Below are 23473 nucleotides of genomic sequence, written 5' to 3' on the forward strand. Positions count from 1 at the left end.
GTTTCTATGCCGCCTGTCGCGCGTCGGCCGGCAACACCAGCTCGACGCGCGCGCCGCGTTGCGGTGCGCCCGTCAACGTGAGCGTCGCGCGCAGGCGGGCGGCGCGCTCCCGCATGATCGTGAGTCCGACGTGCGTGTCCGCGCGCGCGGCGAGCGCGGCCGGATCGTAGCCGCAACCGTCGTCGGCAACGGACAGCCGGAACGCGGCGCCGTTCTCGATATCGACCGCGACGTGCTGCGCATGCGCGTGCTTGCGCACGTTCGACAACGCTTCCTGCAGGATGAACAGCACCTGCAGCTGCTCGTCGGACGGCAGCGGCGCGCCGCCCGTCTCGCGGTAATTCAGCGCGCACGCGACGCGCGTCTGCTTCTCGAAGCGTGCGATCGTTTCCTCGATCGCCGCCTTCAGCTCGCCTTGCGTGAGCCGCGTGCGGAAGTTGAGCAGCAGCTCGCGCACGTCCGCGTAGCTCTGCTCGACGCCGTGCTTGAGCATCGGCACGATGTCGCGCGCGTCGGCGAGATTGTCGTGCGAGATCGCGTCGCCGAGCATCTGCGTCTGCAGGTTCACGAAATTGAGGCTCTGCGCGATGCTGTCGTGCAGCCCTTGCGCGACGAGATTGCGTTCTTCGGCGACCGCGAGCTGCCGCGCGCTCGCGGACAGCCGCACGTGATCGAGCGCGATCCCGAGATGGCGGCCGAGCGTTTCGAGCACGCGCCGCTCGGCGTCGGGCAGCCGCGATGCGTCGCGATAGTGCAGCGAGAACGAGCCGAGCACCGCGTCCTGCGTCATCACCTTGAACACGGCGACGGCCGCGAAGCCTTCGCGCGAGCACGGGGTCGGCGAGCGCGCGGCGCCGCCGCGCAGATCGTGCAGCACGGCCGTTTCCGCGCGCGTCACGGTGCCGCAGAAGCAATCGTCGACGGGCATGCAGCGCTCGAGCTCGGTGAGCTCGGCCGACAGGCCTTCCGCGATCACGAGATGCAGCTTTTCGCCCGTCGGATCGGTGACGCGGATGCTGCCGGCGTCCGCGTCGAACTGCGCGATCGCGCGCGACAGGAAGCCCGCGCACATGTCGTCGACGGCCTGCGGGCGGTTCAGGAACGCGGTGATTTCGTAGAGCGCGCTCAGTTCGCGATTCTGCGCGGCAAGTTGCGCGGTCTTCTGCTGCACGCGCTCCTCCAGCCCCGCATAGACTTCCTGCAATTCGCTCGCCATCCGGTTGAAGCCGTGCGCGAGATCGCCGAACTCGTCGCGCGTCTGCACCGGCAGGCGCACCGCGAATTCGCGCGCGGCCATGCGCCTCAGGCCGTCGCGCAACTGCATCACGGGCAGGATGATCCACAGGAACAGCAGATAGATGACGGCGACCGTGCCCGAGCATGCGAGCAGGCCGAGCCCGATCTGCGACAGGCGCAGCCACGTCGTCTTGCGTGCGTTGTCCGATTCGATCTCGCGCACGAGCAGATCGGCTTCGTCGACGAAGCCCGGCAGCGCGACGAGATAGGCGGCGGCCGCGTCAGCGCGCGGCGCGTTCGTCAGCGCGGCGGCGGCGAGCGGGCGCAGCGCGGCGTTCCAGCGATCGGTGACGATGTCGAGCTGATGCTGGACGACGGCGGTGCCCGGCAGAAAGAGTGGGCGCGACGGATCGCCGCGGCGCAGCCGCGCGAGCGTGCCGTCGATCGCTTCGACCTCGGCCGCGAGCTGGCGGCGCGGCTCGACGCCCGCGCCCGACAGCTCGACGTAGGTGCGCGTCGCGCGCATCCGCAGGCTGCCGGCGTCGTTGATCGCCGCGCCCGCGCCTTCGAGCTGCCACGACAGCCACAGCGTGCCGCCCACCATCGCGAGCACGAGCGCCCACGCGATCGCCGACAGCGCGACGATCCGCGTCGACAGGCGGTGCCGCCACGGGGCGGGGGAGTCGGGGAGGGCGGGAGCCATAGCACGTCATGATTTTTTTGAACATGACAATTGTCCTGCTGAATGTTGCGCGGTTGCTGCGACATTCGAGCACGTGGGGCATCGCGGCGCACCCGCCCGGTGCGCCGCGCTGCGTTTGGCTCGGCCCCCGCCCTGGCCGCGTCTAGCGGCGCGCGCGCACGAGCTGCCACGCGCGGCCGACGTACGTGACCGATGCGAAGCCGCTCCACACATGCACGAGGCGCGTGAACGGGAAGATCGCGAAGAGCGAGAGCCCCATGAACAGGTGCGCCTTGAAGAGCCACGGCGCATCGGCGACATGGCTCGCCGCGTCGCCGCGGAATGTGACGATGTGCTGCGCCCACGTCATCAGTTGCACCATCAGATGGCCGTCGGTGTGGCTGGCCGATTCGAAGATCGTCGACAGGCCGAGCACGAGCGTGACGAGCAGCCACGCGAGCAGCACCTTGTCGCCGCGCCGCGTGACGGCCGCGATCCGCGCGTTCGTGAGCCGCCGGTGCAGCAGGATCGCGAGGCCCGCGAGCGCGAGCGAGCCCATCACGCCGCCCGCCGTCATCGCGACGAGCTGCTTGAAGTGGTGGGTGACGCCGAGCGCGTCCCACACGGCCACGGGCGTGAGCAGCCCGACCAGATGCCCGAAGAAGAGCCCGAGCACGCCGACGTGAAAGAGGATGTTGCCCGTGCGCAGCGCGCCGCGGTGCAGGAGCTGCGAGCTGTCGGACTTCCACGTGTACTGCTCGCGCTCGAAGCGCGCGAGGCTGCCGAACAGGAAGATGGCGGCGGCGATGTACGGATAGATGCCGTAGACGAACGTATTCAGATAATCCATGACGTGACCTCGAAACGGGTTCGCGACGCCTCCCGCGTCACGCGCGGGGAGCGGGCGTCGCCGCGCGGCGCGGCGGATGAAATCGGATCGGCTGCGCGGCCGACGCGTCGACCGCGGGCGCGAGCAGCGGCTCGACGCCGTCGTGGCCGGGGCCGAAGCGCTCGAGCGCCTCGTCCATCGTGCGCGGCGGCGGCTCGGCGACGGGCCGCGGCTCGACCGGCGAGCACGCGCGCAGCACGTCGAACGCGCCCGCGTACGGGCTCGACGCGCGCGCGAGGCGCTCGCCGAGCGCGGCGAGCACGTCGATCGCGTCGCCGAGCAGGTGCGCCGCGTGCGCGTCGTCGCCGTCGCTCGCGATCGCGCCGAGGAATTCGACGAAGAGCGGCACGTAGTCGGGCAACTCGCTGCCGACGGGCTCGAAGCCGTGGCGCCGGTATTCGTCGAGCAGATCGACCATCGCCTGGCCGCGGTCGCGGCTCTCGCCGTGCACGTGCTCGAACAGATGCAGCGAGTGCGACGGCGTGCGGTCGAACGTCGCGACGTAGCGCTCCTGCAGCTCGATCAACGGCGTCGCGCGCAGCGATTCGACGAGCGGCGCGAGCGCCGCGCGCGCGTCGGGGAACGCGTCGAGCGCGCGCTCGATGTCGGGCAGCGCGTCGAGCAGCGGCTGTTCCGGGTAGGTCAGCAGGGCGGACAGAATCGGGTAGATCGACATGACGTTTTCCTCGTGCGATGCGCTCATGCGGCACTCGCTTTCTTGCGCGTGACGGTCGGCAGCGCCGCGTACGACACGGCCGTTTCCTTCTTGCGGCCGAACAGCGTGCCGTCCGACGTGCCGCCCGAGCAGCCGTTGCCGAACGAGAAGCCGCAACTGCCTTTCTCGTCGAAGCTGTCCTCGGCCATTTCCTTGTGCGACGACGGAATCACGAAGCGGTCCTCGTAGTTCGCGATCGCCATCAGCTGATACATGTCCTCGACCTGCTCGGCGGTGAGCCCGACCTGCTCGAGCACCTGCGCGTCGTGCTCGCCGTGCACGGTCTGAGCGCGCTTGTACGCGCGCATCGCGAGCATCCGGTCGAGCGCGGCGGCGACCGGCGCTTCGTCGCCCGCCGTCAGCAGGTTCGCGAGATAGCGCAGCGGAATCCGCAGGCTGCGCACGTCCGGAATCACGCCGTTCATCCCCATGTGGCCCGACTGCGCGGCGCCCTGGATCGGAGAAAGGGGCGGCACGTACCAGACCATCGGCAGCGTCCGGTATTCCGGGTGCAGCGGGAACGCGACCTTCCATTCGCACGCCATCCGGTAGACGGGCGAGCGCTTCGCCGCGTCGAGCCAGCTTTGCGGGACGCCGTCGGCGAGCGCCTGGCGCTCGATCGCCGGATCGTGCGGATCGACGAACACCGAGAGCTGCTCTTCATAGAGCTTCTGCGGATCGGCGACGGACGCGGCCTGCTCGATGCGGTCCGCGTCATAGAGCATCACGCCGAGATAGCGGATGCGCCCGACGCAGGTTTCCGAGCACACGGTCGGCTGGCCGGCCTCGATGCGCGGGAAGCAGAACACGCACTTCTCGGCCTTGCCGGTCTGCCAGTTGAAGTAGATCTTCTTGTACGGGCAGCCGGAGATGCACATGCGCCAGCCGCGGCACTTGTCCTGGTCGACGAGCACGATGCCGTCGTCCTCGCGCTTGTAGACCGAGCCGGACGGGCACGACGCGACGCAGGTCGGGTTCAGGCAGTGCTCGCAGAGGCGCGGCAGATACATCATGAAGGTGTTCTCGAACGTCGAGTACATCTCCTTTTGCACGGCCTCGAACAGCTTGTCGCGGCCGCGCGACTTGAACTCGCCGCCGAGATCGTCTTCCCAGTTCGGGCCCCATTCGATCTTCTCCATCTTCTGGCCGGTGATCGCGGACACGGGGCGCGCGGTCGGCGGCGTCTGCGACAGCGGCGCGTTCTGCAGATGCGCGTAGTCGTACGTGAACGGCTCGTAGTAGTCGTCGATCGCGGGCAGGTTCGGGTTCGCGAAGAGGTTCGCGAGGATCTTCAGCTTGCCGCCCTGGCGCGGCTCGAGCTTGCCGGCGTCGTTGCGCTTCCAGCCGCCTTGCCACTTGTCCTGGTTCTCCCACTCGCGCGGGTAGCCGACGCCGGGCTTCGTCTCGACGTTGTTGAACCACGCGTACTCGACGCCGTCGCGCGAGGTCCACACGTTCTTGCAGGTGACGGAGCAGGTGTGGCAACCGATGCATTTGTCGAGATTGAGCACCATCGCCACTTGTGCGCGGATCTTCATTGTTCTGCTCCTTCGTTAAGCGGCTCTTCGAGCCAGTCCACCCGGTTCATCTTGCGCACGATCACGTATTCGTCGCGGTTGCTGCCGACGGTGCCGTAGTAGTTGAAGCCGTACGCCTGCTGCGCGTAGCCGCCGATCATGTGCGTCGGCTTCGTCACGGTGCGCGTGACCGAGTTGTGAATCCCGCCGCGCTTGCCGCTCGTCTCCGCGCCCGGCACGTTCACGATCTTCTCCTGCGCGTGATACATCAGGCACATGCCGGCCGGCACGCGCTGCGACACGACCGCGCGCGCGGTCAGCGTGCCGTTCACGTTGAACACCTCGACCCAGTCGTTGTCGCGGATGCCCGCCTGCTGCGCCTCGGCCTCCGAGATCCACACGTGCGGGCCGCCGCGCGAGAGCGTGAGCATCCGCAGGTTGTCCGAGTAGGTCGAGTGGATGCCCCACTTCTGGTGCGGCGTGATCCAGTTCAGCACGAGCTCCGGCTGGCCGTTCGGCATCCGCTTGTGCAGCGGCGCGACGGTCTTCGTGTCGATCGCCGGCCGGTACGCGCACGAGCCTTCGCCGAAGTCGAGCATCCAGCGGTGGTCCTGATAGAACTGCTGGCGGCCCGTCAGCGTGCGCCACGGAATCAGCTCGTGCACGTTCGTGTAGCCGGCGTTGTAGCTCACTTCCTCCGATTCGAGGCCCGACCACGTCGGCGCGGAGATGATCTTGCGCGGCTGCGCCTGCACGTCGCGGAAGCGGATCTTGTCGTGCTCGCGGCCCACCGCCAGGTGCGTGTGGTCGCGGCCCGTGATCTTCGAGAGCGCGTCCCATGCCTTCACCGCGACGTGGCCGTTCGTCTCCGGCGCGAACGTGAGGATCATCTCGGCCGCGTCGATCGCGGTGTCCAGGCGCGGGCGGCCGCGGCTCACGCCGGGTTCGGCGACCGTGTCGGACAGCGCGCCGATTTCCTTCACCTCGTGTTCGGTGTTCCAGTTGATCCCCTTGCCGCCGTTGCCGAGCTTGTCGAGAAGGGGGCCGATCGACGTGAACTTCTTGTAGACGTCGGCGTAGTTGCGCTCGACGACGGTCATCGACGGCGCGGTCTTGCCGGGGATCAGATCGCATTCGCCGCGGCGCCAGTCCTTCGGCTCGAACGGCTGGCCGAGCTCGCCCGGCGTGTCGTGCATGAGCGGCGTGCAGACGAGATCGCGCCGCGTGCCGAGGTAGGGGCCCGCGATCTCGCTGAACTTCTTCGCGATCGTCTTGTAGATTTCCCAGTCGGTCTTGCTTTCCCACAGCGGCTGCACGGCTTCGGACAGCGGGTGGATGAACGGATGCATGTCCGACGTGTTGAGGTCGTCCTTCTCGTACCAGGTCGCGGTCGGCAGCACGATGTCGCCGTACAGGCACGTCGTGCTCATCCGGAAGTCGAGCACGGTGAGCAGATCGAGCTTGCCTTCGGCCGCCTCGCGCACCTGCACTTCGGACGGCTTGAGCGCGTCCGCCTCGTCGCTGAAGAGTGCGTTCTGCGTGCCGAGCAGGTACTTGAGGAAATACTCGTGGCCCTTGCCCGAGCTGCCGAGAATGTTCGAGCGCCACACGAACATGTTGCGCGGGAAGTTTGCGGGGTTGTCGGGGTCGTCGCACGCGAACGCGAGCTTGCCGCTCTTGAGCATCTCGACCGCGTACGCGACGGGCTCCTTGCCCGCGCGCTCGGCTTCGTCGACGACGTCGAGCGGATTCCTGCCGAACTGCGGCGCGGACGGCAGCCAGCCCATGCGCTCCGATTTCGCGTTCAGGTCGAGCAGCGTCATGCCTTCGTACTTCGACGCATCGGCGGTCGGCCCGAGGATCTCGCCCACCGCGAGCTTCTCGTGGCGCCACTGGCTCGTGTGGTTGTAGAAGAACGACGTGCCGTTCATCTGGCGCGGCGGGCGCGACCAGTCGAGCGCGAACGCGAGCGGCGCCCAGCCGAACTGCGGGCGCAGCTTCTCCTGGCCGACGTAGTGCGCCCAGCCGCCGCCGCTCTGGCCGATGCACCCGCACATCATCAACAGGTTGATGATGCCGCGGTAGATCATGTCGTTGTGATACCAGTGGTTGAGCGCCGCGCCGACGATCACCATGCTCTTGCCGCGCGTGCGGTCAGCGTTGTCCGCGAACTCGCGCGCGACCTGGATCACGAGATGGCGCGCGACGCCCGTGTGCTTTTCCTGCCACGCGGGCGTGTAAGGCACGTCGTCGTCGTAGCTCGCCGCGACGTTCGGGCCGCCGAGGCCCTGATCGACGCCGTAATTCGCCATCTGCAGATCGTAGACGGTCGCCACGAGCGCGCTCGTGCCGTCCGCGAGCGCGACGCGCTTCGCGGGCACGCGGCGCGCGAGCACCGATTCGTGCTCGCCGCCGAAGTACGGGAAGCCGACGTCGACGATTTCGTCGTGCGAGCCGACGAGCGAGAGCTTCGGATCGATCGCGCGGCCGCTGCCGCCGTCCTTCATCTCGAGATTCCAGCGGCCGACCTTCTCGCCGCCGTTGTGCGTGGCCTCGCCCCACCGAAAGCCGATCGAACCGTTCGGCGCGACGATGTCGCCCGTCGCGGCGTCGATCGCGAGCGTCTTCCATTCGGGATGGTTCGCTTCGCTCAGCGAAGCGGCCAGATGCGACGCGCGCAGGAAATGGTCGGGCACGAGCGCGCCGTCGCGCTCGCGCAGCAGCACGAGCATCGGCATGTCGGTGTACTGCTTCACGTAGTCGCGGAAATACGCGGACTTGTTCGACGCGTGGAATTCCTTCAGCACGACGTGGCCCATCGCCATCGCGAGCGCGGCGTCGGTGCCTTGCTTCGGCGCGAGCCAGATGTCGCCGAACTTGACCATCTCGCCGTAGTCGGACGAGATCGCGACCGTCTTCGTCCCCTTGTAGCGGACCTCGGTGTAGAAGTGCGCGTCCGGCGTGCGCGTCTGCGGCACGTTCGAGCCCCAGACGAGCAGGTAGCTCGAGTTGTACCAGTCGGCCGATTCGGGCACGTCGGTCTGCTCGCCCCACACCTGCGGGCTCGCGGGCGGCAGGTCGCAGTACCAGTCGTAGAACGACAGGCATGCGCCGCCGATGAGGCTCAGATAGCGCGCGCCCGCCGCGTACGACACCATCGACATCGCCGGGATCGGCGAGAAACCGACGACGCGGTCCGGCCCGTAGCGCTTGATCGTGTATGCGTTCGCCGCGGCGATGATCTCGGTCGCGGTGTTCCAGTCCGCGCGCACGAAGCCGCCCAGGCCGCGCACGCTCTTGTAGCGGCGCGCCTTCTCCGGGTTCTGGCTGATCGATTCCCATGCGGCGATCGGGTCCATCGTCTTGCGGGCCTCGCGCCACATCTCCATCAGGCGGCCGCGGATCATCGGATACTTGACGCGCTGCGCGGAGTAGACATACCAGCTGTACGACGCGCCGCGCGGGCAGCCGCGCGGTTCGTGGTTCGGCAGGTCGGCGCGGGTGCGCGGGTAGTCGGTCTGCTGGGTTTCCCACGTGATGAGGCCGTTCTTTACATAGACCTTCCACGAACAGGAGCCGGTGCAATTCACGCCATGCGTCGAGCGGACGATCTTGTCGTGCTGCCAGCGGCTGCGGTAGCCGTTTTCCCAGCGCCGGTCCTCGTCGACGACGGCGCCGTGGCCGTCGGAGAACGTGGATTTCACGCGCGACATGAACTTCAGCCGATCCAGAAAGTGACTCATCGTGTGTTTCTCCAAGGGCATCCGCGGTCGCCCTCGGGTGCTGCGAATGCTTGTGTCAGGGGACAGTCCGAGATTACGGCGCGCGCGCTCGCGCGCCCATTCGCCGATGGAGCGGGAAGCGGGCGGGAGAAGAACTAGTTCGAAAGAACTAGAGGGCGCGGCGCGCCCTCGCGGAATGCGGGCCGGGTGCGGCCGCGTGTCGCGGCGCGGCGCATCCGGCCCGCGCGGTGTTCGGCCTGCCGTCAGCAGGGCATCGACGCGTTGCGGCGCGCGTAGAACCACCAGGTGATCGCGACGCACGACACGTAGAACACGATGAAGCAGGTGAGCGCCGGCACGGCCGAGCCCGTCATGTCGAGCGACGTGCCGAAGCTCTTCGGGATGAAGAAGCCGCCGTACGCGCCGATCGCGCCCGAGAAGCCGAGCACGGCGGCCGATTCCTTGCCGGCGTCGAGCACCGCCTGCTTCTGCGCGGCTTCGCCCTGGCCGTGCGCGGCGCGCTGCCGCTCGGTCAGGAAGATCACGGGAATCATCCGGAACGTCGAACCGTTGCCGATGCCCGTCAGCGCGAACAACACGATGAACATCGCGAGGAAGCCTGCGAAGCTGCCCGCGTCGCCGCCCGACGGCAGCGTCGCGATCACGCCGCCGACTGCCGCGATCATCGCGGCGAAGGTCCAGAACGTGACGCGCGCGCCGCCGATCCGGTCGGACACCCAGCCGCCGACGGGGCGCATCAACGCGCCCGCGAGCGGGCCGATGAACGCGTACGCGGTCGGGTTCACGTTCGGGAAGAGCGCCTTCGTGAGGAGCGCGAAGCCCGCGGAAAAGCCGATGAACGAGCCGAAGGTGCCGACATACAGCCAGCACATCAGCCAGTTGTGCAGCCGGCGGAAGATCACCGCCTGCTCGGCGAACGATGCCTTCGCGTCGGCGATGTCGTTCATCCCGAACCACGCGGCGAGCGTCGCGACGACAATGAACGGCACCCACACGAAGCCCGCGTTCTGCAGCCACAGGCTCGTCGTCGTGCCGTGCGCGACGGCGGTCTGCGGATCGCCCGCGAGCGCGCCGAACAGGCCTGCCGAGATCACGAGCGGCGTGACGAACTGCACGACCGACACGCCGAGGTTGCCGATGCCCGCGTTCAGGCCGGTCGCGAGACCCTTCTTCGCCTTCGGGAAGAAGAAGCTGATGTTCGCCATCGACGAGCTGAAGTTCGCGCCGCCGAACCCGCAGAGCAGCGCGAGGATGAGGAGCGTCGGATAGCCCGTGCCGGGATCGCGCAGCGCGAAGCCCATGCCGAGCGCGGGGATCAGCAGCGTCGCGGTCGAGATCGCGGTGAAGCGGCGGCCGCCGAAGATCGGCACGAGGAACGAATAGAAGATGCGCAGCGTCGCGCCGGATAGCGCGGGCAGCGCGGTGAGCCAGAACAGCTGGTTCTTGCTGAAGTGAAAGCCCGCGCGATCGAGGTTGACGACGACGACGCTCCAGAGCGACCAGACGACGAACGCGAGCATCAGCGCGGGAATCGAGATCGCGAGATTGCGCCACGCGACGGGGCGCCCCTTGGCTTGCCAGAATGCCGGGTTTTCGGGGTCCCAGCGCACGAGTAGAGAGGTGGACATGATCGAATCCGTTGAGTGAACGAAGATGGCGAAGACGACGCTCACGCGGAGCGGGCGGCGAGCACGCGCTGGTCGTGCGCCGCGCGCTCGGCGCGGAAGCTGAAGTACATCCAGACGAGGCTCACGCTGACGGCGCCGTAGAGCAGCATGAAGCAGGTCGAGCGCACGCCCGTCAGGTCGACGAGCGCGCCGAACAGGATCGGCAGCGCGAAGCCGGCCAGGCCGCCCGCGAGGCCGACGACGCCCGACACCGCGCCGATGTCGTCCGGGAACTCGTCGGCGATGAACTTGAAGACCGATGCCTTGCCGACTGCCATCGCGATGCCGACCGCGAACAGCAGCACGGTGAACGCGACGGGCGTGAGCGACAGATGGAAGCCGAGCGGGCCGTGCGCGGCACGGATCGTGAAATCGGTCGGCGGATAGCTGAGCAGGAAGAACATCACCCAGCAGACCCACATCACCCACCACGTCGTGCGATACGCGCCGTAGCGGTCGGAGAGCCAGCCGCCGATCGCGCGCAGCACGCCGCCCGGCAGCGAGAAGCACGCGGCGAGGAACGCGGCCGACTGGATGCCGAAGCCGTATTCGCCGACGTAGTACTGCGTGAGCCACAGCGACAGCCCGACGTAGCCGCCGAACACGACCGAGTAGTACTGCGAGTAGCGCCACACGCGCGGGTCCTTCAGCACGCGCAACTGCGCGCGCAGCGACGTCGCGTTCGTCGAGCGGTGCGCGGGATCGGTGGCGGAGAACAGCCAGAAGAGGAGCGCCATCGCGAGCATCGCGATCGCGTAGACGCGCGGCACGATGGTCCACGTGCCCGCCGCGGCGATCAGCGCGGGCGCGACGAACTTGTTGACGGCCGCGCCCGAGTTGCCGGCGCCGAACACGCCCATCGCGAGGCCCTGGCGCGCTTTCGGGAACCAGCGCGCGACGTAGGGCGTGCCGACCGAAAACGAGCCGCCCGCGAGCCCGACGAACAGGCCGAGCACGAGGAATTGCCAGAGCGCGGTGGCATATGAGATCAGCCAGATCGGCGCGACGGTGACGAGCATCAGGATGAAGAACACGATGCGTCCGCCGTAGCGGTCGGTCCAGATGCCGAGCGGCACGCGGATCAGCGAGCCGGTGAGCACGGGCATGGCGGCGATGAGGCCGAATTCGGTGTCGTTCAGGCCGAGCGTTTTCTTGAGCGGAATGCCGAGGATCGCGAACATCATCCAGACGGCGAAGCACAGTGTGAACGCGATCGTGCTCGACGCGAGCACGGGCATCGCGCGCTTGTCGAGCGATGCGGGGGGAGCGAAGGTTGCAGCCATGACGATTCTCTCGAGACGAGGAGGAGCGTCTCAAGAGTAGGGACGGGCGATGCGCTTGCCTATTCGCCGGAGGAACGGGCGCGTTCGTGTCGCTGGGTCGACCGGCCTAGTTCGATCGGCGAGGGCGCGGCGGTGTGTGTGACGATTGTTTGAAATAAGATTTGACGTACCCGCTTAAAACCCATATACTTTTGTTTCTCTGACGCGGGGTGGAGCAGTCTGGCAGCTCGTCGGGCTCATAACCCGAAGGTCGTAGGTTCAAATCCTACCCCCGCAACCAAATTCGGCGAGGTCCACGCGCAAGTGACCGATGCGCGAATCGCCTAAACAAAAACCCGGCTTTCGAGCCGGGTTTTTGTTTTTCGCGTTGCGTTTTCATCGCACATCGCGCTTCTGTCGATCGGCGCGTTCACGGCATCGATGTCGCGCCGGCTTCGTCTCACGATGTCGTTGCGCGTACCGCGCCCCACGCATCGTTGGCGGGCGCCGCGTCGGTCCCGCATGGGCGCGACGCCCGACCGGTCGAGCATGGGCGGCGAGGCGTCCGTCATCGCCTCCGGTTGCGGGAACGCCGCCCGAAGGCGGCGAAATCCGCGGCAAGCGCGCTTCGTTAGCGCCTGGCCGGTTCGCGTGCAAAAAGCGACGGCGCCAACTTGTCCATCAGCGCGGTTGCCCCCGCCGGCGTGAGGTGGTGGTCATCGTACATGATCGGCTTGCCTTTTCCCGAGCCGTACCGGGTTCGGCATCCCTTGTCGTTGCACAGCGCTTGGTAAGCCGACGCGTATTCGATGCCGAGAGACGACGCCGTACCACGAGCGTAGCGGTCCAATTCGGCGACTGACGTATCGAGCCCGAAAGCCGTGTACTCGGGCAGTTTTTCCCGATGCTTGCGCCAATATGCCCAATAGACCTTGGGCAGCATGGCAGTCCATTTCGGAACCGGGCCAAGCAGCACAATGCGATTGACGCCACTTTCCCGGATCGCATCGACCGTTTGACGCAGCGAATCCAGACTGTCCTTCGTCCAGTTTGCCGTCAGCACGATCACATCCGGCTTGATCGCGCGCACGACCGACAAGATGCCTGCCTCAACCGAGTCACACGGCCCGCGTAGCAACACCGGCGGGCAACTCGCCACGCTGTATTGTGCGAGCCGCATGCCGAATGCGCGATGCGAATCGCGCAGCGCCGGATAGACCGCGGCCGAGTGCGAGTCGCCCCAAAGCATCATCAACGGCCCGGTCCCGCCGCTATCGGCGCACTCGGGCGCAAACGCCGTTTCCTCGTCCGCGATGTAACAGGTATGCCGCCGCCACTCCCGATCGAGATCGAAATGCACGTCATCGGTGAACTGCGTGACGAGACGGGACATCCTGAAATTCAGGCCGTCCCGATCGTATGTGTTGAATCCGATGTAACCGACGCCAGCCATCGAGACGGCGAGCAGCGTGGCTGTCAGCGCCGGACGGCTGTTCCTGCGCAACGGGCGTTCGATGAATCGATACGTTCCCCACGCGAGCGGAAAGCAACAGAGCAGGGCCGCCGCGCGCAATTGCCACGCAGGCGTGTCGATCGAGACGACTTGGAGAGACGACAGGAGCGGCCAGTGATAGAGATATAGCGGATAGCTGATCAGCCCGATTCCGACGAACCACGGATGAGACAGCAAGCGGCCGTTGATTCGTGAGTGGCGCGCGTCTATCGTGATCGCCGCGCCGAATGTGGGGAGCAGTGCCCACCATCCAGGAAACGACGATTTTTCATTCAGCATCACGCATGCGGCAGCGATCAGCAGCATGCCAAACGCGGCCTTGCAATCTGCATATTCCCGCGCAAAGCAAATGTTCTTCGAGTGCATGAAGGCAACGGCGGCTCCGAGCATCAATTCCCATGCGCGCGGCATCGGCAGGAAGAATGCCGATGCTTGCCGGTGTTCAGTCAGGATGACGTTCGCGACAAACGATGCAATTCCAATTCCGACGATGGCAAGCAGCGCGTTCTTCCGGAATCGAAAGAGGAGCCAAAGCACCATGGGCCAGAACAAATAAAATTGTTCCTCCACGCCGAGCGACCACAGGTGCAAGAGCGGCTTTTGAATTGAATCGACATCGAAGTATCCGGATTCTTTCCAATATACCCAGTTCGCGATCGACAGTGCCCCGGAAGCGATATGTTTGCCCAGCGCTTTGAATTCATAGTCCAGAAGATTGAACCATCCAAATCCATAGCAGGCTGCGAGCGTGATCAGAAGGGCGGGAAACAGGCGTGCGACCCGCCGAATATAGAATCTGAAAAATCGGAATTCACCATTTTCAAGACCATCGATCATCAGTTGCGTGATCAGATATCCGGAAATGACGAAAAACACATCAACCCCGACGAATCCCCCCGGCAAGACGTTCGGGAACGCATGAAAAACCAGGACGGATGCCACGGCGATCGCCCTGAGTCCGTCGATATCGGCCCGATAAGTAGCGGTAGCGGATGCGCAGTTTATCGTTATTCGAGTTCTTTGCAGCATGTGGTTAATGTAATAGTTAAGGGCGTAAGGATACCAATATTGGCAGACGCCTTACTATTGGCCGCCAGTGATCCGTCGGTGAAGTCGTCCGAATAGGCGTGTCGAACGGCGCTTCTTTCCGAGGCCGATTTTCGAACGCAGACCGAGCGGATTCTCGGCATCGCGCGCATCCTGCTTGCGCAGCCCGCCCGGGCCTGGAATTCCCGATGCGTGCAACGTGGCGGACAAGCGCTCGGCGGTGCGCCGGCCGGCCGGGCGGGGAACGTCGCGGCTTCAGGATCGTCGAGCGGAGCCGCGGCAGGCGCACCGCTCGTTGCGGGGCAGCCTGCATCACGCTTGCGGGACGCCGCACGAGCCTGCGTGCCACGCAGGCTGCGCGTGCCGTCGTCGCCTTCGAGAGCGAGCCGGCCGCCCCATCGAATTCGCCCCGCCGACGCAGCCCGGGCTCCTCGGGAGTCGCGCCACGCGAAGCCGCGCCGCGCAGTTGAAACGCTCACTGTGTTTTTGTACAGTATCGGCACCGTGAACAAGCCGACGCCTTCCCCCGACCCGTATTCGCCGCCTTTGGGCGACGCGGCCCCGTTCGCGCGCAAGATTATCCATTGCGACTGCGATTGCTTCTACGCGTCGGTCGAGATGCGCGACGATCCGTCGCTGCGCGGCCGCCCGCTCGCGGTCGGCGGCCGCCCCGATCAGCGCGGCGTGATCGCGACCTGCAACTACGAGGCGCGGCGCTTCGGCGTGCATTCGGCGATGTCGTCGGCGCTCGCGATGCGCAAGTGTCCGGACCTCCTGATCCTGCCCTCCGCGATGGACAAGTATCGCGCGGCGTCGCGGCTCATCATGGCGATCTATCGCGACTACACGCCCGACGTCGAGCCGCTGTCGCTCGACGAGGCGTATCTCGACGTGAGCCGCGCGACGCGCTGTCACGGCAGCGGCACGCTGATCGCGCGCGAGATCCGCGAGCGCGTGCGCGACACGGTGGGCGTCACGGTGTCGGCGGGCGTCGCGCCGAACAAGTTCATCGCGAAGATCGCGTCCGACTGGAACAAGCCCGATGGCCTGTTCGTCGTGCGGCCGCACGAAGTCGACGCGTTCGTCGCCGCGCTGCCCGTGCGCAAGCTGCACGGCGTCGGCAAGGTGACGGCGGCGCGGCTCGACAAGCTCGGCATTCGCACCTGCAGCGAGCTGCGCGGCTGGTCGCTGTTCGATCTGCATCACGAGTTCGGCGCGTTCGGCCGGCGGCTCTACGAGCTTGCGCGCGGCATCGACGAGCGGCCGGTGCGCGCGGACCAGGAGCGCAAGTCGGTGAGCGTCGAGACGACCTATGTGCAGGATCTCGCCACGCTCGACCAATGCGCGGCGGAGATCCGTCGACTGACGGCGCTGCTCGATGCGCGGATCGAGCGGGCCGGGGCCGCGCGCTCGATCAGGAAGCTCTACGTGAAGATCCGTTTCGCGGATTTTCAGCGCACGACGGTCGAGTGCGTCGCCGACGCGACCGATGCCGAAACCGCGGTCTCGCTGCTCGCGAAAGGGCTCGCGCGCCGCAAGCAGGCGGTGCGGCTGTTGGGCGTCGGCGTGCGGATCGACGAGGACACGGCCGAGCGGCACGGACAGATCGCGCTCTTCGACGACGAGGTCATGAACGGCGACGGTGACGATGGCGGCGAAGGCGATGCGTCGTCCGACGCGTGATCGAACGCGCGAGGGCTCGGTGCCTGCCTGGCGCCTCGGTGCGGCGCGATAAAAAAACGGCAACCCGTCGGTACGGGTTGCCATTCGTCGCCTTTCGCGGATCTGCCGATCTGCCGATGTGACGGGGCGCGGCGCGCGCACGCGGCCTGTCGCGCCCCGAGCCGATTGCCGGGGCGATCGCCCGATCTACGCGCGCGAAGCCGGCCGCATTACGCGCGCGCCTGCTCGGCGTCGGCCATCCCGCTGTGACGCAGCAATGCGTCGATGTTCGGCTCGCGGCCCCGGAACGCCTTGAACGAGTCCATCGCCGGGCGGCTGCCGCCGACTTCGAGGATCTCGCGCCGATAGCGCGCGCCCGTCGTCGCGTCGAGCACGCTGCCCGCCGAGCCGGCCGCTTCCTCGAACGCCGCGTATGCGTCGGCGGACAGCACTTCGGCCCACTTGTAGCTGTAGTAGCCGGCCGCATAGCCGCCCGCGAAGATGTGGCTGAACGTGTTCGGCCAGCGCGAGAACGGCGCTTGCGGAATCACGTGGAAGCGCTCGTTGATCTCGCGCGCGAAGTCGTTGACGCTTGTCTTGTCCGACGCGGGATCGAAGTCGACGTGCAGCAGCATGTCGAACATCGAGAACACGATCTGGCGCAGCGTGCCGAGGCCGCTCTGGAAGTTCTTCGCGGCGAGCATCTTGTCGAACAGCGCGCGCGGCAGCGGCTGCGCGGTATCGACGTGCGACGACATCGACGAGAGCACGTCCCATTCCCAGCAGAAGTTCTCCATGAACTGCGACGGCAGCTCGACCGCGTCCCATTCGACGCCGTTGATGCCCGACACGCCGATCTCGTCGACACGCGTGAGCATGTGATGCAGCCCGTGGCCGAACTCGTGGAACAGCGTGATCACTTCGTCGTGCGTGAAGCACGCGGGTTTGCCGCCGATCGGCGCGGAGAAGTTGCAGGTCAGGTATGCGACGGGCGTCTGCACGCTGCCGTCGCCGCGCTTCGCGCGCGAGCGCGCGTCGTCCATCCACGCGCCGCCGCGCTTGCCTTCGCGCGCGTACAGGTCGAGATAGAACTGCGCGACGAGCGAGCCGTCGCGATTCTCGACGCGGAAGAAGCGCACGTCCTCGTGCCAGACGGGCGCTTCGTCGCGCGCGATGCGCACGCCGAACAGCGTCTCGGCGACCGTGAACAGGCCCTTGAGCACCGCGGGTTCGGGGAAGTACTGCTTCACCTCGTTCTCGGAGAACGCGTAGCGCCGCTCGCGCAGCTTCTCGGCCGCATACGCGACGTCCCACGGCTCGAGCGCGGCGAGGCCGAGCTCGCTCGACGCGAACGCGCGCAGCTCGTCCCAGTCCTTCTCGGCGAACGGGCGCGCGCGCTTCGCGAGATCCTCGAGGAACGCGATTACCTGCTGCGGCGATTCCGCCATCTTCGGCGCGAGCGACACCTCGGCGAAGTCGTGATAGCCGAGCATCGTCGCCTCTTCGCGGCGCAGCGCGAGTTGATCGGCGACGATCGTCGTGTTGTCCCAGTCTGCCTTGCCGTTGCCGTACTGCGGGCCGAGCTCGGACGCGCGCGTCACGTAGGCGCGGTACATCGCCTCGCGCATCGCGCGGTTCTGCGCGTATTGCAGCACCGGGAAATACGACGGGAAGTGCAGCGTGAACTTCCAGCCGGTCTTGTCTTCCTTCTGCGCGGCCTCGCGGGCGGCCGCGATCGCATCGTCGGGCAGGCCGGCCAGTTCGTCGTCGCTCTGCGCGTAGTACGCGTAGCCGTTCGTCGCGTCGAGCACGTGATCGGAGAACGATTTCGACAGCGCCGCCTGCTGCTCCTGCAGCTCGGCGAAGCGCGGCTTCCGGTCCTCGGGCAGCTCCGCGCCCGACAGGCGGAAGTCGCGCAGCGCGTTGTCGAGGATCTTCTTGCGCTCGGCGGACAGCGTCGCGTATTCCGCGCTCGCGGCGATCGCCTTGTATTTCTCGTAGAGCGCGAGATTCTGGCCGACGCTCGACCAGAACTCGGTCACGCGCGGCAGGTTCTCGCCGTAGACGGCGCGCAGCTCGGGCGTGTCGGCGACCGCGTTCAGGTGGCCGACGACGCCCCATGCGCGGCCGAGCGGCTCGGTCGCATGCTCGATGGTCTCGACGACATCGGCCCAGGTCGCGGGCGTGTCGGGCCGCGCGGCTTGCTCGACGGCTTCGTTTGCGCTCGCGAGCAGCGTGTCGAGCGCGGGCGTCACGTGCTCGGGGCGAATTTCGCCGAAGCGAGGCAGACCTGAGAAATCGAGAAGCGGATTGGCGTTTGCGCTGACGGACATAGAGCTCCCTGGCGGTTTCGGGTTGGGCGAAAGACGGCGGCGCACGGCGCCGGCCGTCGCGTCATGTCGACATTATTGGGGCGCATCGCGCGCTTTCCAATCGTTAGTTTCTAACGAAGCGATTGGGGCGGGAACGGAAGGCGGCGATGGGCGGCCTCGCTCACGCGCGGACGGCGTCGGCCGGGGCGCGTTCCAGCGACGGGCGGCGGCGATGCCGACACCGGCATGCCCAGCCGGCCGGATGGGCGCGAAGCGGCAGGCGCGCGACTGGCGGCGAGCGATTCGCCGGATTGCGTTTCTCGGGGGCGCAGCGCGTCCGGTTCGCCGTGCGGCGTGGCGAGAAGCGTGTGCGGCCGCGAGCCGGCAGGCGCTGGCGAGCGGCCGCTGCGAAAGGCGGCGGCGATGGCGATTGCGGCAACAAGCGTGCGAGCGCAAACGTCGGCATCGGCGCGGGCGTCGAACGGCCCGGCCGACTGACCGCTGCCGGGCGGCCCGCATTGCGCGGAAACGCTTCCCGCCGAAGCCTCGGGGGCGGCAATGCAAGATCGACGGCACGCGCGGCGGGCTTGCCGGCCGCGGCTATTGTCGCCGAAGCCGGCCGGCTCGCCGCCGCCGCGAGCGTTGGCGAATCCGCCGGTCAGGCCGCGGCCGCGGCGCGCTCGGCGGCTTCGATCGTATTGACGAGCAGCATCGTGATCGTCATCGGGCCGACGCCGCCCGGCACGGGCGTGATGTGGCCCGCGACCTGCGAGACGCCCGCGAAGTCGACATCGCCGCACAGCTTGCCTTCGTCGTTGCGGTTCATCCCGACGTCGATCACGGTCGCGCCCGGCTTCACCATGTCGGCGGTCAGCACGTTGCGCTTGCCGACCGCCGCGACGACGATGTCGGCCTCGCGCGTATGCGCGGCGAGGTCGCGCGTCTTGCTATGGCAGATCGTGACGGTCGCGCCCGCTTCGAGCAGCAGCAGCGCCATCGGCTTGCCGACGATGTTCGAGCGGCCGATCACGACCGCGTTCGCGCCCTGCAGCGGGATCTTGTACGCTTCGAACATCTTCATCACGCCGTACGGCGTGCACGGGCGGAAGAGCGGCTTGCCCGTCAGCAGCGCGCCCGCGTTGGCGACGTGAAAGCCGTCGACGTCCTTCTCCGGCGCGATCGCCTCGATCACCTTGTGGCTGTCGATGTGCGCGGGCAGCGGCAACTGCACGAGAATCCCGTGGATCTTCGGATCGCGGTTCAGTTCGCCGATGCGCGCGAGCAGCTCGGGCTCGGAGAGCGTCGCCGGATAGCGGTCCTTCAGCGAGAAGAAGCCGTTGTCCTCGCACGCCTTGATCTTGTTGCGCACGTAGACTTCGCTCGCCGGGTTGTCGCCGACGAGGATCACCGCGAGGCCCGGCCGGTGACCGCGCGCGGCGAGCGCGGCGGCGCGCTTGGCCGCTTGCGCGCGCAGGGTCTTCGAAAGGGCGTTGCCGTCGATCAGAGTGGCTGTCATGGTGGGAATTCGCTTGGGCAGGTTGGATATGCGGGCGTGCGGCGCTGGGTTGCGCTGCAGCGAAGCATCGAATTATACCGCCCGCCTGTCGTCAGCCGACACCGATCGAGTCGATTCGCGCCATGCGCGGCATGCCAAACGGGGGAAAAACGGAAAAAAGCGGGAAAAAAGCGGGGTGGCGTGCGCCGGCGAACGAGGGCGCGAGCGGGCATGCAAGCGGGACGGGAACCGGCAGCATCGCGCGCGATGCCGCGCTGCAAAACCGGCGCTCGCCCGGCGCGCGCCGGGCGGAGGAGGAGGGCCGGGCGCCGCGCGTTACGCCTGCTTCTTCGACAGCGCGAGCCGCAGCAGGTCGGCCACCGTGTTGACGTTGAGCTTTTCCATGATGTTCGCGCGGTGCGCCTCGACCGTCTTGATGCTGATCCCGAGATCGTCGGCGATCTGCTTGTTCAGACGGCCCGCAATGATCCGCTCGAGCACCTGCTGCTCGCGCGCCGTCAGCTTCGACAGGCGCTCGCTCGCCGCACGCTGCTCCTGGACGCTCTTGCTCTCGCTGCGCGCCTTGTCGAGCATGCGCTCGACGAGCTTGCGCAGCTCGGCCTCGTCGAACGGTTTCTCGATGAAGTCCATCGCGCCCTTCTTCATCGTCGACACGGCCATCGGCACGTCGCCGTGGCCCGTCACGAAGATGATCGGGAGCGCCGCGTTCTCGGCGATCAGACGCTCCTGCAACTCGAGGCCGCTCATCCCGGACATCCGCACGTCGAGGATCAGGCACGCGATCTGTCCCGCCTGCTGCGCGGGCTGATACGCCTCGAGGAACTGCTCGGCGCTCGAGAAGCACTGCACGCGATAGCCGTTTGCCTCCAGCAGCCAGCGCAGCGAGTCGCGCACGGCCTCGTCGTCGTCGACGACAAAGACGGTTTCCTGAGAGGTGGTGACAGGGCTATTCATATCTCTCCCGTTACGGTTTGTGATGGCGATGTCTCGGATCCGTGACCGAGATCCTCCGGTTCCCCAATGGGCAGGCTGCAGTGGAACGTCGCGCCCGATACGAAGCCGTCCGGCTCGACGTTGTTGACCACCCACAGACGCCCGCGATGCGATTCGATGATCGAGCGGCAGATATTGAGCCCCATGCCCATCCCGTCCGACTTGGTGCTGTAGAACGGTTCGAACAGGCGTTCGGCCGTCGCCTCGTCGACGCCCGGACCCTGGTCGATCACGCGGATGTCGACGAAGCCCGATTCGAGGTCGGCGACGACGCGGATCACGCCGTTCTCCGCCTGCGGCCGCGCCTCCTGCATCGCCTCGGCCGCGTTCTTCATCAGGTTCACGAGCACCTGCTCGATCAACACGGGGTCGACATAAATAATAGGCATTCTTGCGCGGATTTCGGTGACGATCCGAATCCGGCGCTTTCTCGCCTCGATCTCGGCGAGGCCGACCGCGTCGGCGACGATGTCGGCGACCCGCGACGGCTGCCGCTTCGGCTCGCTGCGCTTGACGAACTCGCGAATCCGCTTGACGATCATCCCGGCGCGCAGCGCCTGCTGCGCGGTCTTCTCGAGCGCGGGCGCGAGCGTCTCCGGCGACGCGCGGCCGCTCTTCACGAGCGCGAGCGTACCCGAGCAGTAGTTGTTGATCGCGGCGAGCGGCTGGTTCAGCTCGTGCGCGATCGACGACGCCATCTCGCCCATCGTCATCAGCCGGCTCGTGAACTGCAGCTTCTCCTCCTGCTGGTGCGCGAGCTCCTGCGCCTTCTTGCGCGTCGTGATGTCGGTCGCGATCTGCATCTGCGCGAGGTGGCCGTCAACCCACTGGATGTACTGGCGGCGCACCTCGAACCACTTCTGGATGCTCTCGACGTACACCTCCTGCGCGTCCGCCGTGCTCTCGGTGAGCGCGGCGGCGGGCAGGCCGGCGTAAGCGTCGACCATGTCGATCGAGTCCGACGACGCCTGCGCGGTGTCGAAGCCGCCGCCCGACAGCTCGAGATGGCCGTCCGGACGGATGCCGAACAGATGCCGGTAATAGCGGTTCGCGAAGAGCAGCTCGGCTTCGTCCGCGGCGAGCACCGACACCGCGGCGTCGAGGCTTTCGAGCACCGTCGTGAAGCGCTCGTGCGCGGCCGCGAGCTCTTCGCGCGCGCGCTTCGGCTCGGTGATGTCGGTCATCGACGACATCCAGCCCGTCTGCCGGCCGGCGCTGTCGATGAGCGGCGATACGTACAGGCGCGCATGAAAGAGCGAGCCGTCCTTGCGGCGCACGCGCAGCTCGAAGCCGGAGCTCGGCGCCTTGCCGCGCAGCGTCATGTCGAGCTGGCGCTGCATTTCCGGGTACGCATCGCGCGGCCAGTACGGGAACGGCGCGGTCTTGCCGACGAGGTCGCTTTCGTCCCAGCCGGTCATCCGGCAGAACGCCGGATTCACGTGCGTGATCCGCCCGTGCATGTCGAGCACGCGCATGCCGATCAGCACCGAATTCTCCATCGCGCGGCGGAAGAACGCCTCCGCGTACAGCGCCTGCTGCGCCTCGAAGCGTTGCCGCGTGTGCTTCCACAGGCTCCAGAGGCTCCACAGCACGAAGCACGACAGGCCGGCGACGAGCCACACGAGCGTGTTGTTGGTCAGGTTCGTCGTCTGCGGGTACGCGTACACGCGCACCGTGAGGCCCTGGCCGGGCGGATCGAGCGGCAGGTCGTAGTGCGCGTCGCGCGGCAGCCGCGGGCGCGACGACGTCGACGCGAGCTCGCGGTTGTTCGCGTCGGTGATCGAGATCTTGTATTTCGCCGACAGCTCGGGCGGGATGTCGTGCTTCAGGATTCCTTCGACCGAGAACACCGCGGCGATCGAGCCGAGGTACTCGCGATCGCGGATCACGGGCGTTTGCAGCGTCAGGTAGCCGTTGCCGAAGTCGTCGTAGACGAGCGGCGAGTACGACTGACGGCGCGTGCTGCGCGCCTGGGCATACGCGCCGCGCACGACTTCGTCCATCTGCGCGTCGCCCGGCTTCGCGAGCCGCTGGCCGAGTACCGGCAATTGCATCGTCGGCCAGCGTTTCGTGCCGGGCGACGTGTACCAGTTCAGATAGAGGATCTCGGGATGCGCCTGCATCACGTCGCCCACCGTCGTCTGGAACGCATGCTCGTCGATGCGGCCCGCGGCGATGTCGCGCGAGAACGCCTGGAGCTGCTCTTGCGCGCTCGTCATCGACAGGCGGATCTGCTGCTGCGCCCACGCGACGTTGCGAAACAGCGTGTCTTCCTGCTGCTGCTCCTCGCGGCGATTGAGGCTCCACAGAATGAGGCTCATCACGACGAGGAAGACGAGGATCGACAGCAGGGGGGTGAGCAGGTAAGAGTTGGACCACCACGGTCCGTGGTGCCAGCGGGACGGCTGCGACTCCGCCGGCGAGCCCGACGGTCGCGCCGAGCGAGCGAAAAGCCGATCGGTCAACATGGCAGGATTGTAGCTCAGCGCGTCGTGCACAAAAGGCGTACAAGAAAGATTGAACCGAAAGCGGAATTATCGATGCACGTTGCGCCGCAACTGCCGGTCGGATGGGTGCGGCGCAGCAATATTTCATATCGCGAGAAATGATCTCATAATTCGAAAATTTTGTTGCGCGTTGCGTGTGACGCTCTTTACAATCCGCGGGAGCTTGTTGCAGCCGGCGGCATGCGTCGTCGCGCGAAGGCCATCTTCAATTC

At 66.9% G+C, this 23473-nt stretch carries 15 protein-coding genes and 1 tRNA gene; 3 read left to right on the plus strand and 13 right to left on the minus strand.

The annotated features are described in order from the left end of the window. Positions 1–4 precede the first annotated feature (4 nt). From BTH_RS21665 to BTH_RS21695, 7 genes are all read right to left on the minus strand, one after another. The gene (locus BTH_RS21665; RefSeq protein ID WP_009890143.1) at positions 5–1939 is read right to left on the minus strand and encodes a type IV pili methyl-accepting chemotaxis transducer N-terminal domain-containing protein; all 1935 of its coding nucleotides are present in this window, start codon (positions 1937–1939) and stop codon (positions 5–7) included. A gap of 142 nt (positions 1940–2081) precedes the next feature. Continuing rightward, positions 2082–2768 carry a respiratory nitrate reductase subunit gamma gene (gene narI / locus BTH_RS21670; RefSeq protein ID WP_006025931.1) on the minus strand — a complete coding sequence of 229 codons (687 nt, stop codon included), beginning with the start codon at positions 2766–2768 and terminating at the stop codon, positions 2082–2084. 37 nt (positions 2769–2805) lie between these two features. Further along, a complete protein-coding gene (narJ, locus tag BTH_RS21675; RefSeq protein WP_009909006.1) occupies positions 2806–3510 on the minus strand; it encodes a nitrate reductase molybdenum cofactor assembly chaperone in 705 nt (234 codons plus the stop codon). Continuing rightward, the gene (gene narH, locus BTH_RS21680; protein WP_009904641.1) at positions 3507–5060 is read right to left on the minus strand and encodes a nitrate reductase subunit beta; all 1554 of its coding nucleotides are present in this window, start codon (positions 5058–5060) and stop codon (positions 3507–3509) included. Before narH ends, narJ begins: the two co-directional genes overlap by 4 nt. After that, a complete protein-coding gene (locus BTH_RS21685; RefSeq protein WP_025369270.1) occupies positions 5057–8782 on the minus strand; it encodes a nitrate reductase subunit alpha in 3726 nt (1241 codons plus the stop codon). Before BTH_RS21685 ends, narH begins: the two co-directional genes overlap by 4 nt. A 242-nt stretch (positions 8783–9024) precedes the next feature. Further along, a complete protein-coding gene (locus BTH_RS21690; protein ID WP_009909008.1) occupies positions 9025–10410 on the minus strand; it encodes a NarK family nitrate/nitrite MFS transporter in 1386 nt (461 codons plus the stop codon). Between the two features lie 41 nt (positions 10411–10451). Continuing rightward, positions 10452–11732, minus strand: coding sequence for an MFS transporter (locus tag BTH_RS21695; protein ID WP_009904646.1), 1281 nt, complete (start codon positions 11730–11732; stop codon positions 10452–10454). Between the two features lie 203 nt (positions 11733–11935). Between BTH_RS21695 and BTH_RS21700 the strand changes: the two genes are divergently transcribed. Then, positions 11936–12012: transfer RNA gene (locus BTH_RS21700), tRNA-Met, on the plus strand. Positions 12013–12055: 43 nt separating this feature from the next. On the opposite strand, the gene BTH_RS33870 is transcribed toward BTH_RS21700, so the two are convergent. Further along, on the minus strand, positions 12056–12283 hold the full coding sequence (locus tag BTH_RS33870) for a hypothetical protein (RefSeq protein WP_127446393.1): 228 nt from the start codon (positions 12281–12283) through the stop codon (positions 12056–12058). A gap of 59 nt (positions 12284–12342) precedes the next feature. Beyond that, entirely contained in the window at positions 12343–14253 is a 1911-nt protein-coding gene (locus BTH_RS21705; RefSeq protein WP_011402186.1) for an acyltransferase family protein, read from the minus strand. A gap of 522 nt (positions 14254–14775) precedes the next feature. Here BTH_RS21705 and dinB point away from each other — a divergent pair. Then, entirely contained in the window at positions 14776–15954 is a 1179-nt protein-coding gene (dinB, locus tag BTH_RS21710) for a DNA polymerase IV (protein WP_011402187.1), read from the plus strand. A 209-nt stretch (positions 15955–16163) separates the two neighbouring features. Here the strand turns inward: dinB and BTH_RS21715 are convergent, their stop codons facing one another. The 4 genes from BTH_RS21715 to fixL form a co-directional block, all read right to left on the minus strand. Then, positions 16164–18266, minus strand: a complete 2103-nt coding sequence (locus BTH_RS21715) for a M3 family metallopeptidase (protein ID WP_009890150.1) — start codon at positions 18264–18266, stop codon at positions 16164–16166. A 637-nt stretch (positions 18267–18903) separates the two neighbouring features. Continuing rightward, complete coding sequence (gene folD / locus BTH_RS21720; protein WP_009890151.1) at positions 18904–19761, minus strand: bifunctional methylenetetrahydrofolate dehydrogenase/methenyltetrahydrofolate cyclohydrolase FolD; 858 nt, start codon at positions 19759–19761, stop codon at positions 18904–18906. Between the two features lie 315 nt (positions 19762–20076). After that, complete coding sequence (fixJ, locus tag BTH_RS21725) at positions 20077–20715, minus strand: oxygen response regulator transcription factor FixJ (protein ID WP_009890152.1); 639 nt, start codon at positions 20713–20715, stop codon at positions 20077–20079. Continuing rightward, positions 20712–23222, minus strand: a complete 2511-nt coding sequence (gene fixL, locus BTH_RS21730; protein ID WP_009890153.1) for an oxygen sensor histidine kinase FixL — start codon at positions 23220–23222, stop codon at positions 20712–20714. The genes fixJ and fixL overlap by 4 nt, the downstream gene beginning before the upstream one ends. Between fixL and BTH_RS31775 the strand changes: the two genes are divergently transcribed. Further along, positions 23142–23363, plus strand: coding sequence for a hypothetical protein (locus tag BTH_RS31775; protein WP_009909011.1), 222 nt, complete (start codon positions 23142–23144; stop codon positions 23361–23363). The two genes, fixL and BTH_RS31775, sit on opposite strands and share 81 nt — an antisense overlap. Positions 23364–23473 lie beyond the last annotated feature (110 nt).

It is taken from the genome of Burkholderia thailandensis E264, from assembly GCF_000012365.1.
In the GTDB taxonomy this organism is placed as follows: Bacteria; Pseudomonadota; Gammaproteobacteria; order Burkholderiales; family Burkholderiaceae; genus Burkholderia; species Burkholderia thailandensis.